Origin of the sequence: Paenarthrobacter sp. NPDC089675, from assembly GCF_044749185.1 — a bacterium.
Classification (GTDB): Bacteria; Actinomycetota; Actinomycetes; order Actinomycetales; family Micrococcaceae; genus Arthrobacter.
In genome coordinates, this window is sequence record NZ_JBIVHM010000002.1 from 32,842 (window position 1) to 46,610 (window position 13,769).

Consider the following 13,769-nt stretch of genomic DNA (forward strand, 5'->3'; position numbering starts at 1 on the left):
ATGAAATGCCATGCATCCACGAGGGTCTTGGACGTAGGGTGAGTGGATGAACAGTGTGGACGGGAACCCCGAAGGACAGGACACCGCTGCAGAGCCTGAGCGTTTCCTCAAGGAACCCGCTGAAGGCCAACGTGTCACCGTGATGATCGCTGCTTTCGAAGGATGGAATGACGCCGGCGAAGCCGCCAGCGACGCTTTGCACTACTTGAACAAACTGTGGGACGGCAAGAAGGTCGGCACGGTGGATGCCGAGGAGTACTACGACTTCCAATTCACCCGCCCCACCGTGCGCCGCACGTCGTCGGGTGCGCGGAAGGTGAAATGGCCGTCAACGCGGATTTACAAGGCCTCCGTTCCGGACAGCAACGTGGACGTGGTGTTCGTCCTGGGCACCGAGCCGTCGTACCGCTGGCGCGCCTACACCACCGAGCTCTTGGTGCACGCCGAGGCGCTCAAGGTTGATTCCGTCATTCTTGTCGGCGCGCTGCTGGCCGATGTTCCGCACAGCCGCCCGATCCCCGTGAGCACAACCACGGAGGACAACTCATTGCGGGAGCGGCTGAACCTGGAGGCCTCCCAGTACGAGGGGCCGGTTGGAATCGTGGGAGTGCTTGGTGAGTTCGCCATGCTTGCCGGGCTGCCCACCGTCTCCTTGTGGGCTGCAGTCCCCCACTATGTCGCGCAACCGCCCTCCCCCAAAGCGCAGCTCGCAATCCTCCACAAGATCGAGGACCTGCTCCAGGTTCCCGTTGACAGCCGGGCCCTGGCGGAGGAGTCGGAAGCCTGGGAACGTGGAGTCGACGAACTCGCCACCGAGGACCCGGAGATCGCGGCCTACGTGAGGCAGTTGGAGGAAGCAAAGGACACCGCGGATCTTCCCGAAGCCTCCGGAGAATCGATTGCGCGGGAATTCGAGCGGTACCTCAAACGGCGCGGAAAGGACCGCCCGTAGCTCCTGCCCGGCCGCTAAAGTTCGACGCCGAGCAGCGCGTTGACTGCGTCGCTCACCAGGGCGCCGTCGGTCGCGGAGGTCTCCCCGCCTTCGGCCGCAAGGGCGGCCTGGGCCCAGTGGTCGACGGCGGCAACTGCCCCCGGAGCGTTGAGATCGTTTGCCAGTTCCGACCGCATCGCGGCCACAAGGGGTCCGGCCGAAGCGGCCGGTGCCTTGGCCGCGGCTTCCCGCCAGACTGCCAGCCTTTCCTTTGCAGCTGCGAAGTCCTCGGCAGTCCAGGACCAGTCGGAGCGGTAGTGGTGGGCAAGGATGGCCAAACGGATAGCGGCAGGTTCCTCGCCCTCCGCACGGAGCTTGGACACGAGCACCAGGTTTCCCTTGGACTTGCTCATCTTCTCGCCGTCAAGGCCCACCATGCCCGCGTGGGCGTAGTGGCGGGCCAGCGGGACGTGTGAGAGGGAGTAGGCGTGGCCGGCTCCCATTTCATGGTGCGGGAACACAAGGTCTGATCCGCCACCTTGGACAGTGAACGGAGCCGGCAGGTATTTCTGGGCGATGACCGTACACTCAATGTGCCATCCGGGACGGCCGTCCCCCAGGCTGGCACCGGGCCAGCTCGGCTCTCCTTCGCGCGCCACCCGCCACAGGAGCGGATCGAGTGCCTGCCGCTTTCCGGGCCGGTCGGGATCGCCTCCGCGTTCGGCAAACAGCGCCAGCATCTCTGACTCGCCGAGGCCCGATACGTCGCCCAGGGTCCACGCGTCGGTGGCGGAGGACTGCTTCCCCGCCAGCTCGACGTCGTAATAGACATCCCCGTCCGGTTCGCCCTTGGTGCCCGGGACGCGGTAGGCCACGCCGTCCGCGATGAGCTTCTCGATGGCGGGAACGATTTCGGGGATAGCCTCCACCGCTCCGATGTAGTGATCCGGGGCCAGGACGTTAAGGGCGTCCATGTCGGTGTGGAACAACTCGATCTGGCTGGCCGCGAGCTCGCGCCAATCCACGCCCGTCGCCTGTGCCCGCTCAAGGAGCGGATCATCGACGTCGGTCACGTTCTGGACATAAGCCACGCGGGTCCCCGCGTCCCGCCACGCGCGGTTCAGGAGGTCGAAAGCCACGTAGCTGGCTGCATGGCCCATATGCGTGGCGTCGTATGGCGTGATTCCGCAGACATACATGGATTGCTCCTCCTGCGGCTCAAGCTCGACGACGCGGCCAAGGGCGGTGTCGAAAAGGTGCAGCGGCGGCAGGCTGCCGGGCAGCTCAGGAACAGGGCGGGAGATCCACGATTTCACGACTCAACCTTAGTGCTAGGCACTGATCACACCGAAACCGAGCAGGACATACAACGCCAGGCCCAGCAGGATCCGGTACCAAACGAAGAGCCTGTAGCTGCGGGTGGAGACAAACTTCAGGAACCAGCCGATGATGACGAAACCAACGACGAAGGCGATGACCGTGGCCAGCGCGGTTTCCGGGAGGCCGTAAGGTCCTGCAAGGCCCTCCTTGGAAACGGTTTTGTACAACTGGTATAAGCCGCTGCCGAAGACCGCAGGAATGGCGAGAAGGAACGAATACCGTGCGGCGGCCTCACGGGTGTAGCCCATAAGAAGGCCGGCCGTGATGGTGCCGCCTGAGCGCGAAACACCGGGGATCAAGGCCATTGCTTGCGCGAAGCCGTAAAGGATGCCGTGCTTGTAGGTCAATTGGGAAAGATCCCGATCTTGCCGGCCGATGGCATCCGCAACCGCAAGGATCATGCCGAACACGATCAGCATCGTGGCAACAAGCCACATGCTCCGGAACACGGACTCGATCTGGTCCTGGAACAACAGGCCCAGGACGACGATAGGGATGCTGCCGAGGATCACCAGCCATCCCATGCGTGCGTCGGGGTTGTCGCGCGCCACTTTGCCGGTCAGGGACCCGAACCAGGCCTTGATGATACGGACAATGTCGCGCCAGAAGTACACGATCACCGCGGTCTCGGTGCCCAGCTGCGTAATGGCCGTGAAGGCCGCGCCCGGATCCGAAGCATTCGGCAGGAACGAGCCCACGATCCGCAGGTGCGCGCTCGAGGAGATCGGGAGGAATTCGGTGAGGCCTTGAACAAGGCCCAGGAAGGCTGCTTCTATCCAGTTCACGTGAATAGACCCTACGTCATGAAGTATGGGAACTCCCCGTAAGCTATCAGCATGCAGCAGCGTTATGTCGGGAACAGCGGGTTCCGCGTGTCCTCTTTGTCCCTCGGAACCATGTCCTGGGCCCAGGAGACCGACGAACAGGACGCCGCCGAGCTGTTGCGCCTGTTTGTTGACGCCGGTGGCACCGTGATCGACACAGCCGCCTCATATGGTCAAGGCCAGGCAGAGGCGATGCTGGGTTCCATGCTGGGCGATGTGGTGGCGCGTTCCGAAGTGGTAATTTCCACGAAGGCCGGCGTATCCCAGTCGGAGTCCCGGCGCAGTGTCAATGCCTCGCGCGGTGCCATGCTGGCGGCGCTTGACGCGAGCCTGGCTCGGTTGGGCACCGACTACATCGATATCTGGTTCGTTCACGAATGGGACCCCAACGTGCCCCTGGACGAGACCCTGTCAGCGCTGGAGCTGGCCCAGCGGACAGGCCGGGCCCGCTATGTGGGCATTTCCAACTACAACGGTTGGCAGACGGCCAAAGCCGCGGCCGTTGCCGGATTCACCTTGGTGGCGAACCAGTCGGAGTACTCGTTGCTCAACCGGCGGCCGGAAGAAGAGCTGATCCCCGCGGTGGAGGACGCCGGCCTCGGCCTCATGGCCTGGGCGCCACTGGGACGCGGTGTTTTGACCGGCAAGTACCGTGGCCAGATACCTTCGGATTCGCGCGGCGCCCAAGGGCGCCTGGCGGCCTATGTGGAACCATACCTGGAACCTCGCGCCTCCCGTGTGGTGGAAGCTGTGGCCATGGCGGCCCGGGGTCTGGGCCGCACTCCCGTGGATGTCTCCTTGAGCTGGTTGCTCTCACGCCCTGGAGTATCAACTGCGATCGTCGGAGCCCGGAATGCCGTGCAGCTGAAGGAGTTGCTGGACGCCCAGCTCTCAGTCCTGCCCGCCGAAATTGCGCGCGCACTGGAAGACGTTTCCGCAAACTAACCGCCCACAGCGGGCGCCGTCGTCGTAGTTTCCGCTATCGCCGGTCGAGGATGTCGAGCAGATAGCTGCCGTAACCGCTCTTGGCGAGCTTGGCTGCTTGCTGGCGGAGACCGTCGTCGTCCAAGTAGCCCATCCGCCAGGCCACTTCCTCCGGGGCGCCGATCTTCAGGCCCTGCCGGTTTTCCGTGGTTCGGACGTAGTTGGACGCATCATTGAGGTCACCGAACGTTCCCGTGTCCAGCCAGGCGGTGCCCCGCGGGAATTTCTGCACATGCAGCCTCCCAAGCTCCATGTACCTCCGGTTGATGTCCGTGATTTCCAGTTCGCCGCGCGCTGACGGCTGAAGCTCCTTGGCCATGGCGACCACATCGTTGTCATAAAAGTACAAGCCGGGGACTGCGTAATTGCTCTTGGGCTGCGCAGGTTTCTCCTCAATGGAAACCGCCAGGCCGTCGTCGTCGAACTCCACTACGCCATAGGCGGTGGGATCCTTGACCCAGTAACCGAAGATGGCGCCGCCGTCGACGTCGTTGTATCGGCGAAGCTGCGCACCCATGCCAGGACCGTTGAAGATGTTGTCTCCAAGGATGAGGGCAACTTTGCCGCTGCCAATATGGCCTTCGCCGAGGATGAACGCCTGGGCCAAGCCATCGGGCGTCGGCTGCTGCGCATAGCTCAGGGAAATGCCGAATTGGGAGCCGTCACCCAGGAGGTTTTCGAATTGCGCGGCATCGGATGGGGTGGTGATCACCAAGATGTCGCGTATTCCGGCCAGCATGAGAGTGCACAAGGGGTAATAGATCATCGGCTTATCGAAAACAGGCACCAATTGTTTGCTGATTCCGAGCGTAATTGGATGGAGCCTTGAGCCTGTTCCTCCGGCCAGAATAATTCCTCGCATATTTGCCGTCCCCTCCCCTGCCGGTTGGCCCCTCGCGGCGGCTACGCTATCGCCATGCAGAGAATCCTTGTCACCGGCGGCGCCGGATTCATTGGATGCAACTTTGTCCACTACATCATGGGCCACAGCAGCCTCCATGTCACTGTCCTTGACAAATTGACCTACGCCGGAAATATCGAATCCCTGGAAGGCCTCCCGGGCACGCGGTTCGAGTTCGTCAAAGGGGATATCTGCGACGCCGAGCTCGTTGACGGACTGACTTCCGACGTGGACGCCGTGGTGCATTTTGCCGCCGAATCCCACAACGACAATTCGCTGCAGGACCCCCGGCCATTTGTGGATACCAACCTTGTTGGCACCTACACCCTTATCGAGGCGGCGAGGCGGCACGGGACGCGTTTCCACCACGTATCAACCGATGAGGTCTATGGCGACCTTGCATTGGACGACCCGGCCCGCTTCACCGAGGACTCCGTCTACCGGCCCACCAGTCCCTATTCCGCAACGAAGGCCGGCTCGGATCTCCTGGTGCGGGCGTGGGTCCGGTCCTTCGGACTCCGGGCGACCATCAGCAATTGCTCCAACAACTACGGGCCGTACCAGCATGTTGAGAAGTTCATACCGCGGCAGATCACCAACATCCTGGACGGCATCAGGCCGCGGCTGTACGGCGAAGGCCGTAACGTCCGCGACTGGATCCATGTGGAGGACCACTCCTCCGCCGTGGCCGCGATCCTGGAGCACGGCAAGCCCGGCGAGACGTACTTGATCGGGGCCGACGGTGAATTGTCCAACCGTACGGTGGTGGAAAAGCTGCTTGTGCTGATGGGCAAGTCCCCCGATGCTTACGATCTCGTGACGGACCGGCCAGGACATGACCTCCGCTACGCCATAGACTCGGCAAAGCTGCGGCGTGAGCTTGGCTGGGCGCCCCGGTACAGCGATTTCGACGCCGGGTTGGTGGCCACCGTCCGGTGGTACCAGGAGCACGAATCCTGGTGGCGGCCGCAGAAAGCAGGCACGGAGCTGAAGTACGCAGGGCAAGGCCACTGACACCGATGGGCCATGCACCCGACCTCACCTCCAGCACCACTTCCATCCCCGGTTTGCTCCTGTTCAGGCTCCCGGTGCACGGGGACGAACGAGGGTGGTTCAAGGAGAACTGGAACCGCGCCACAATGGGTGCACTGGGGCTCCCCGACTTTGGTCCCGTGCAAAACAACATCTCGTTCAACGCCCTTCGCGGCACGACGCGGGGCATCCATGCCGAACCCTGGGACAAGTTCGTCTCGCTGGCCTCCGGAAGGATCTTCGGTGGATGGGTGGACCTCCGGGACGGTGCTTCCTTCGGTACGGTGTTCTTTTGCGAGTTAACCCCCGGCGATGCGGTCTTCGTGCCCCGTGGCGTCGGCAATGCCTTCCAGACGTTGGAGGACAACACCGCCTACACCTACCTGGTCAACGACCATTGGAGTGCCGGAGCCCAGGCGGAGTACACATTCCTGAACCTGGGCGACCCGGACGCTGCCGTTCCTTGGCCCATCCCCCTGAACCAGGCCACCATGTCCGCACAGGATCTCGGGCACCCGTTGCTCGGCGCCGTCAAGCCCATGAAGCCCCGGCGCACGCTGGTGCTGGGTGCAAACGGCCAAGTGGGAAGGGCCCTGCGGCAGGTGTTCGACGACGTCGAAACAGTGGACTTCGCCGGCCGGGAGCAGTTCGACCTGGGCTCGGGCTCTTCGTACAGCGGACTGGATTGGCGGAAGTACTCCACGGTCATCAACGCCGCCGCGTACACCCGCGTGGATGCGGCCGAGACAAGCGAAGGCCGTGCCGATGCCTGGCGCATCAACGCCGCTTCCGTGACCCGTTTGGCCAGGGCCGCCGTCGAACATTCACTGACGCTGGTCCATATATCCAGCGATTATGTCTTTGACGGAACCGCCCGCGTCCACAGCGAAGACGAGCAGCCGAGCCCGCTGGGCGTCTACGGCCAAAGCAAAGCTGCCGGTGATGCCGCAGCAGCCACTGTTCCGCGGCACTACATCGTGCGGAGCAGTTGGGTGGTGGGAGACGGCGCCAACTTCGTCCGGACCATGGCCGGTCTGGCCGAACGGGGAGCGGCGCCCTCCGTAGTCGACGACCAATTCGGGCGGTTGTCGTTCGCGGTGGACATTGCCGCCGGTATCCGCCACCTGCTGGAGACAAGCGCGCCCTACGGAACTTACAATCTCAGCAATGACGGCCCTGTCCAGTCCTGGTGGGAGATTGCACGGGAGGTCTACAGGCTGCGCGGGGCCGATCCTGAGCTGGTTGCGCCGGTGGACACCGAAGCATACTTCAAGGCCGGCACGGCTCCACGGCCACGTAACAGCGCCCTGGACCTCAGCAAAATCCGAGGCGTGGGTTACAGTCCCATGGACGCGGGCAAACGGCTCACCGAGTACTTGCAAGGCCCGGAGGTTTAGCCGAACAAGCTCTGGCGGCGTAGGACGATTCGTCCTACAGTGGCCCTACGGCACCTCGATCGGACGGGGCCGGGAGACAACTCAAGAAAACAGTTGGTCAGGGCAGCACCTGCTGCCCACGGCGATCCAGGGCAGTGCAGCGGCCTGGGATCGCCGGTCGATGGTTTACGCCTTGAGTTGGACGCCTGAGCGTCAGACTCCGAGTCTGGAGAGCCGATCATGCTGCTGCCAAACACCGTCCCCTCTGCCCGTCGGCGTGCCGGAACGGACCCGGTTCCGTGGAGCCGCCACGCAACATTCGGCAAACCGGCACCTTCACTCAACGAGCCTGTCGAGGCCGAAGCGGGTCAATGGCCTGCCGTGATCCTGGGCGGCACGCACGTTGACCTCATGGGCTTTGATGACGCGGTCCGGGTGATCATGGCCGGGGCCTCCCAGGCAGGGCCACCGTTGGCAGTGTGTTCGGCAAATTTGGACCACATACGCCATTTCGGTACAGGGGGCAGATGGTCCGGCACCTTGGACGGGCGCGCCGTGCGTTGGCTGACCCTGATTGACGGAGCTCCGCTATCCGTGCAGGCCCGGCGTCTCACAGGCATACCGTGGCCACGGCTGGCGGGAAGCGATCTCGTGGAACCAATCTTGGCCGAGGCTGAAAAACGCGGGCACAGAGTAGGGTTCCTTGGCGGCACCGAGGCTGCGCAGCACTTGATCCGGGAGCGGTTCTCCGCTGAACGGCCGGGACTTGAAATTGCCGGCTGGTGGGCTCCGGAGCGGTCCGTCATCGGTGATCGGAAGGCCTCCCACAAGTTGGCAAGGGACATCGCTGCGAGCGCCCCGGACATCTTGGTGGTGGGCCTGGGAAAACCTCGCCAGGAATTGTGGATCAACGAGTTCGGCCACTTGACCGGGGCAAAGGTGTTGCTGGCCTTTGGTGCCGTGGTGGATTTCCTGGCCGGGCACATCAGGCGTGCCCCTGAATGGGTGGCTGATAACGGACTCGAGTGGGCTTGGCGCCTCATGTTGGAACCCAAGAGGCTCGCGCGGCGCTACCTTGTCGATGGCCCTGAGGCCTATGTCAGGCTGCGCCGCGACAGCGGAGTCGGGTTCCGGACCGGTTCAGCTTCCCGGCCGCTTGGAGGTGCGGCCGCCATTGACGTCCCGGGGCATGCCCCCAGCCATGCCCCGGGATCCTTCGCTGCCGTGGGGCAGCCTGCTGACGTGGCAGTAATCGTGGTGACGTATAACAACGCCGACGACATTGGACCGTTGATCGATAGCCTGCGTCCTGACGCCAGGACTGCCACGATCAAGGTGGTGGTGGCAGACAACTCACCCGACCATCGCACGGTTGAGGCCCTTGGCAAGCATCCGGATGTCATGGTGGTGCGAACGGGCGGCAATCTTGGTTACGCGGGCGGCATCAACGTTGCTGTCCAAGCGGCAGGCAGCGCGGCTGCGTATTTGATCCTCAACCCGGACCTGCGTGTTGAAGCAGGTTCCATTGCGGCCATGCGCCAGCGCTTGGATCTGTCGGGGGCCGGCATGGTTGTCCCTGTCCTCCTCGACGACGACGGGAGCGTGTATCCATCGCTGCGCCGTGAGCCGGGAGTGCTGAGGGCAATGGGTGACGCCGCCTTGGGCAGCCATCTTCCGGGCCGCCCCGGTTGGTTGGGTGAAATGGACTTCGACGCCGAAAGCTACAAGTACGCCCATCCTGTTGAGTGGGCAACGGGCGCGGCTATGTTGGTGGATGCCGGCGTGGCTGCTGCCGTGGGTGTGTGGGACGAGCAGTTCTTCCTCTATTCGGAGGAAACTGACTATTGTAGGCGGGTTCGCGACCGGGGTGCGTCCATCTGGTTCGAACCCTCGGCAAGGATGTGGCATGAGCGTGGGGGGTCGGGCACGTCACCGCAGTTGACGGCGTTGATGTCCGTTAACCGTGTCAGGTATGCGCAGAAGTACCTCGGAAGGGTTCAGCGCGGGGCTTTCCGCATGGCGGTGCTCGGCGGGGAGGTGGCCCGCATCAACAAACCCGGACATTCCCAGGCCGCATTTGCCTTGTTGGACCGCCGTCGTTGGAATTCGCTGCCGGCCGCGCACCGGGGCGAGGCAAAGCCTGCATCAGGAACAGTCATTATCCCCGCCCACAATGAGGCCGCCGTTATTGCCAGGACCCTGGAGTCGTTGCGGGAAGTGTTGGACTGGGGCACGGTCGAGGTGCTGGTTGCCTGCAATGGCTGCAGTGACGACACCGCGTCGATTGCCGCGCGGTTCGATGGCGTGCGTGTGTTGGAAGTCGGTGAAGCCTCGAAAACCGCGGCCTTGAATGCCGGTGATGCTGCGGCCCGGTCCTGGCCCCGCCTGTATCTGGATGCGGATATCGAGGTGACGGGTGACGCCGTGGCCGCCGTACTGAACTCCTTGGCTGACGGTCCGCTCCTGGCCGCCCGGCCGGCATTCCGTTACGACACCACCGGCGCTTCCTTCGCCGTTCGCGCCTACTACCGTGCCCGCAACCGTATTCCGGACAATCTGCGAGCGCTGTGGGGTGCGGGGGTATACGCGCTCAGTGAGGACGGGCACCGGCGCTTGGGGACTTTCCCGACGTTCACGGCCGATGACTACTACGTTGATGGTCTCTTCGGAGCTGACGAGAAAGCTGTCCTGGGCACCGTACCGGTGGTGGTCCGCACGCCCCGTTCGGCGGCAGCCCTGCTGGACATCCTCCGCAGGACTTACAGGGGCAACGCCCAGCAGGACGCGGCTTCCGGGGGCGGGTCGGGGCCGCGGACACTGCGGCAGTTGCTGGCTTCAGTACGTGGGCCATTGACGGCCTTCGATGCGCTTGTGTACGCCGCGTTCGCCGCCGCGGGCCGCCGTCGGGCTTCCCGCCCTCACGCGCTTAAGGCCGGCTGGGAGCGGGACGATACCAGCCGATAGTCAGAAGCCGCAGCTTCCACCGCCCTCAATGCGGTAGAGGTGGACTGTGTTGCCGTCGGCAAAGGTATCTGTGAAGGTGCCGTCGCTGACCGGTATGGTCCGGTTCTCGTCGATGACGACGGCGGTGGTGCCGCCGCATGCGAGCCGGAAGCTCGCCTGGCCGCCGGACGGCCTGTTGGCGCCCGCGAAGACGTAGACCTTACCGTCGTGGAGCCTGGCGCTGGAGTCCACGGGCCCGGTGGCTGTGGCGGCCCCGTCGAGGAAGGGCGAGTTGAGTACGGGGGCGAGTTCCTTGATCTGCTTGTTGACTGCTGTTACTGCGGGCAGGACGTCACCGGGACAATCCCGGAGCACGTGCTGGGTGACGCAGTCGCCGCCAAAACTGTGGTTGAAGTACACGATTCCCCGGGCACCGTGGATGAGGCTGCTCCACACGGCGGCTCGGAGCTGGGGCCCGGTGATGGTTGTTGCTGCGGGCGAGTCCTCGAACGGGTGTCCTGCTTCCACGAAGGCCCACACGGGAGCTGCTCCCCCGGCCAGTTTGCGGATGCGTTCGACTGTCCAACCGTAGTTTGCAGCGAGGCGGCATTCTTCCGGGTCGAGGTCCCGTACGTTGCCGTTGATGGCTCCCCCTTCAGTCTTGGCGCAGATGTTGGGGTCCGTGAACCAGTAGTTGTCTGCGGAGACGACGTCCTGGAACCGGCGGATAAAAGCCTGGGATTGTTCATCGGAGAGCCAGAAAGTAACCCCTTTGCCGTAGTTGGCGTACACCATGGCTCCGGGCGGTGCCGCAGCCCGCAGCTGCTGTTGCACGGTGAAACCGCACTTCGCTTGCTCGGGGACGCAGATGTCGCCCTCCCCGGGGTACTTGCCGGTCCAGGGCGCATCGCCGCCCCCGCCCCACATGTCCACCTCATCTCCAAGGGCATAACCGGAGGCGAGGGAAGCCTGGAAGGTGGGTATCGCGTACATTCCCGAGCGCCTCACCAAGGCGAGGTCCGAGTCCGGGGTGAGGACGACGTATGTGTTCAAGCCAGCTGCCAGGTCCTTGGCGACGTAGTCCTTTTCCAGGGCGCTTTCGAACCAGACGCCCACCGGGAAGTAACCCGGGTCGGTGGGAAGGGCGTTGCTGAATCTGGCATAGAAGGCTGTTCCGCCGTCCACTTCCCGCAGGGTCGTGCCCGGCGGGTGCGTCCTTGCGGGCTCAGGTTGGCGGGCGGGGATGCCTGTCAGGTCAGGCAGGGGCGTTGCGCCGCTGATGGTGGCAGTGGCAGCAAGGCATAGCAGGGCCAGGACTCCCAACGCTGCCTTTACCCTGCCTTTCATGTGCCTACCCGCCGTTGCTCTGCCGGCCCGGGGGCGGCCCGGTTGCCGGGCCAGGGTCGACGCCGCTTGGTTCCTCGGTCCTGGCCAGCCGCCACAGGGCTCCGGCAATTCCCAGCATGAAGAAGATCATGTTGGCGGACATGGCGAAGGAGAGCCCGTCGAAGAAGGCGAACGTCACTGCGATGGCTGCCAAGGAGGCCAGGACGGCCTGCGGCAGTTGCCGGCTGGCCGGGTCCGTTCCGCGTTTCCTGGCCCGCCAGGCGGCCGCGAGCGCGCACAGGATCAGGCCAAGGAAGGCGAGCAGGCCGGTCACTCCGAGTTCAACGAGGATTCCCAGGTACTGGTTGTCCACGATCACGTAGTCCGGGAGGAACGTTCCGAAGCCACGCCCGACTATGGGGTTGTTGGCCAGCATGCCGAAGGCGGTGGTGTAGGCGCTGGTCCGGGAGCTGATGCTGGGGTCGGCCGTACCTACGGTGAACAGTCCCCGGAGGGTGCCGAGCATGCCGGGGGTCAACACGTACAAGGCGCCGGCAAGGACGATCGCCAGGAGCATCGCCCGGCGACGGACCTTTTTGGACCACGAGGGGACCAACGCGATGATGGCCACCCCGAAGGCCGTCAGTGCCGACCGCGAAACGGACAGGACTGCCGCGGCGGAGATGATTGCCGCGGGCAGCCAGCGCAGCAACCATCCTCTGTGGTGGTCGGTAACGGCGAAGGTGATGGCTATGGGGAGGGCTGCGACGAGGACGACGCCGTATTCCAGGGGGTGGCTGGCCATGCCGGCGGCACGGACAAATCCACCCCGGGACTGAACTCCGGATAATTCCGTCGCGGCGCTGAAACCGGGGAACCCGATCCAGTCCACCAACGATGAGCCGGTGGCGAACTGGAGAAGGCCCAGCAGTGCGGTTCCGGTTCCCACCATCACGAGCGCCCTGAGCACTTTCACCAGGGTCCGTTGGCTGGCCAGGCCGTCGTTGATGAGGAGGAAGATTCCGGCCCAGCTGGCCAATCGGATGATGCCGCTGTCTGCCGGGCTTGCTTCCGGTTCGGGTACTCCGTGCAGCATTGCCAGGGCGTAGCTGGTCAGGGCTATGGCAAGGAAGATGGCCATGGCGTTGCGCACCATTTGCGATCCGGTGCGGCTCGGTGTGGTCCGTTGGAGTTGGTAGAGGAGCCACCAGGCGAAGGCGAGCAGGCCGCACAAGGTGCTTGGCCGTCCTACTGATCCGAGCGCGGTGATGGTCAGGTTGGACGGGATGGCGCAGCTGAGGAGCAGGTAGGCGATGACGAAAGAGGAGACGTCTCTGCGTTCCAGGGGTTGGAGCGCAACGGCCGTGCGGATGCTGTTTGTCTCAGACCCGGGATTCTTCACGGACCACCTCCGGCAATTGTTCCTTCCGTTGCCTGCGGCGCCGCAGGGCGCGGTCGATGTAGATGGTTGCGACGGAAGTAGCGGCCAGGCAAAGGGCTTCGAGGACAACGGTTCCTTTCAACCGGGTCACCGGTGTACCGCCGCCGAAAACCACCTCGGATTTGGATGGTGTGGTTTGCGTTGAGATGAGGTCGCCCTTGACAGAGGCTTCGGCCTGGAGTTGCACAGTTGCGTTGTTGATGCGGTCCAGCAGGGCGGCGAGCACTTGATTGACGTTCTCGGCGCTGGAGTCGACCACCTGGACTTTCAACACCGGTTGGCTGTACGTCTTGTTCCATTGGCCGCCGTTGTTTGGCAGGGTCACGGAGAAGCCCTTTTGGACGCCTGCACCGTAGAGCGTCCCCCTGGTCAGGGCAAGATCCACCGACGGCGCCTCCTGGTTGACCCTGCGCTTGACCATGTCGGCGAATTCGGCCAGTGTCATGGCACTGCCACCTGAGATCCAGTAGGCGGGTTCCCGTTCCGGAGCCAGGAAGGTGACGTCCGCTTCGGTCCAGAACACGGGCTCCGATGAGCGGATGGCCCCCAAAGCCGCGAGCCCCAACACCAGCCCGAGGGCCACGATGTACCAGCGGCGAAGGAGGATGCCCAGGAAAGTGGCTGCTGTCAT

Annotated in this window: 11 protein-coding genes; 5 read left to right on the top strand and 6 right to left on the bottom strand. The window is 64.0% G+C overall.

Going from position 1 to position 13,769, the window contains the following annotated elements:
* Window positions 1-46 precede the first annotated feature (46 nt).
* A complete protein-coding gene (locus tag ACIPY2_RS04280) occupies window positions 47-952 on the top strand; it encodes a PAC2 family protein (protein ID WP_400265140.1) in 906 nt (301 codons plus the stop codon).
* A gap of 14 nt (window positions 953-966) precedes the next feature.
* Here the strand turns inward: ACIPY2_RS04280 and mshC are convergent, their stop codons facing one another.
* Together mshC and ACIPY2_RS04290 are read right to left on the bottom strand one after the other, a co-directional pair.
* Entirely contained in the window at window positions 967-2,247 is a 1,281-nt protein-coding gene (gene mshC / locus ACIPY2_RS04285) for a cysteine--1-D-myo-inosityl 2-amino-2-deoxy-alpha-D-glucopyranoside ligase (RefSeq protein WP_400265141.1), read from the bottom strand.
* Window positions 2,248-2,262: 15 nt separating this feature from the next.
* Window positions 2,263-3,096 carry an undecaprenyl-diphosphate phosphatase gene (locus ACIPY2_RS04290; protein WP_400265142.1) on the bottom strand — a complete coding sequence of 278 codons (834 nt, stop codon included), beginning with the start codon at window positions 3,094-3,096 and terminating at the stop codon, window positions 2,263-2,265.
* A 51-nt stretch (window positions 3,097-3,147) separates the two neighbouring features.
* Here ACIPY2_RS04290 and ACIPY2_RS04295 point away from each other — a divergent pair, with 51 nt between their 5' ends.
* Complete coding sequence (locus ACIPY2_RS04295; RefSeq protein WP_400265143.1) at window positions 3,148-4,080, top strand: aldo/keto reductase; 933 nt, start codon at window positions 3,148-3,150, stop codon at window positions 4,078-4,080.
* Between the two features lie 34 nt (window positions 4,081-4,114).
* Here the strand turns inward: ACIPY2_RS04295 and rfbA are convergent, their stop codons facing one another.
* Window positions 4,115-4,981, bottom strand: a complete 867-nt coding sequence (gene rfbA, locus ACIPY2_RS04300; RefSeq protein ID WP_400265144.1) for a glucose-1-phosphate thymidylyltransferase RfbA — start codon at window positions 4,979-4,981, stop codon at window positions 4,115-4,117.
* Between the two features lie 54 nt (window positions 4,982-5,035).
* On the opposite strand from rfbA, the gene rfbB reads away from it, so the two are divergent.
* From rfbB to ACIPY2_RS04315, 3 genes are all read left to right on the top strand, one after another.
* The gene (rfbB, locus tag ACIPY2_RS04305; RefSeq protein ID WP_400265145.1) at window positions 5,036-6,034 is read left to right on the top strand and encodes a dTDP-glucose 4,6-dehydratase; all 999 of its coding nucleotides are present in this window, start codon (window positions 5,036-5,038) and stop codon (window positions 6,032-6,034) included.
* A gap of 5 nt (window positions 6,035-6,039) precedes the next feature.
* Complete coding sequence (locus ACIPY2_RS04310; protein ID WP_400265146.1) at window positions 6,040-7,449, top strand: sugar nucleotide-binding protein; 1,410 nt, start codon at window positions 6,040-6,042, stop codon at window positions 7,447-7,449.
* A gap of 219 nt (window positions 7,450-7,668) precedes the next feature.
* Entirely contained in the window at window positions 7,669-10,392 is a 2,724-nt protein-coding gene (locus ACIPY2_RS04315) for a WecB/TagA/CpsF family glycosyltransferase (RefSeq protein WP_400265147.1), read from the top strand.
* Here the strand turns inward: ACIPY2_RS04315 and ACIPY2_RS04320 are convergent, their stop codons facing one another.
* Genes ACIPY2_RS04320 through ACIPY2_RS04330 form a run of 3 tightly spaced genes read right to left on the bottom strand, consistent with a single transcriptional unit; the run spans window position 10,393 to window position 13,769 of the window.
* Window positions 10,393-11,718, bottom strand: coding sequence for a hypothetical protein (locus tag ACIPY2_RS04320; RefSeq protein ID WP_400265148.1), 1,326 nt, complete (start codon window positions 11,716-11,718; stop codon window positions 10,393-10,395). It lies immediately after the preceding gene.
* 4 nt (window positions 11,719-11,722) lie between these two features.
* Window positions 11,723-13,099, bottom strand: a complete 1,377-nt coding sequence (locus ACIPY2_RS04325) for an O-antigen ligase family protein (RefSeq protein WP_400265149.1) — start codon at window positions 13,097-13,099, stop codon at window positions 11,723-11,725.
* A complete protein-coding gene (locus ACIPY2_RS04330; protein WP_400265150.1) occupies window positions 13,080-13,769 on the bottom strand; it encodes a hypothetical protein in 690 nt (229 codons plus the stop codon). The genes ACIPY2_RS04325 and ACIPY2_RS04330 overlap by 20 nt, the downstream gene beginning before the upstream one ends.

Excerpts from the sequence above, each read along its gene's own strand:
- rfbA (WP_400265144.1), bottom strand. The coding sequence starts at position 4,981 with ATGCGAGGAATTATTCTGGCCGGAGGAACAGGCTCAAGGCTCCATCCA.
- ACIPY2_RS04330 (WP_400265150.1), bottom strand. The coding sequence starts at position 13,769 with ATGACAGCAGCCACTTTCCTGGGCATCCTCCTTCGCCGCTGGTACATC.
- ACIPY2_RS04295 (WP_400265143.1), top strand. The coding sequence starts at position 3,148 with ATGCAGCAGCGTTATGTCGGGAACAGCGGGTTCCGCGTGTCCTCTTTG.
- ACIPY2_RS04310 (WP_400265146.1), top strand. The coding sequence starts at position 6,040 with ATGGGCCATGCACCCGACCTCACCTCCAGCACCACTTCCATCCCCGGT.
- ACIPY2_RS04280 (WP_400265140.1), top strand. The coding sequence starts at position 47 with ATGAACAGTGTGGACGGGAACCCCGAAGGACAGGACACCGCTGCAGAG.
- ACIPY2_RS04320 (WP_400265148.1), bottom strand. The coding sequence starts at position 11,718 with ATGAAAGGCAGGGTAAAGGCAGCGTTGGGAGTCCTGGCCCTGCTATGC.
- rfbB (WP_400265145.1), top strand. The coding sequence starts at position 5,036 with ATGCAGAGAATCCTTGTCACCGGCGGCGCCGGATTCATTGGATGCAAC.
- ACIPY2_RS04315 (WP_400265147.1), top strand. The coding sequence starts at position 7,669 with ATGCTGCTGCCAAACACCGTCCCCTCTGCCCGTCGGCGTGCCGGAACG.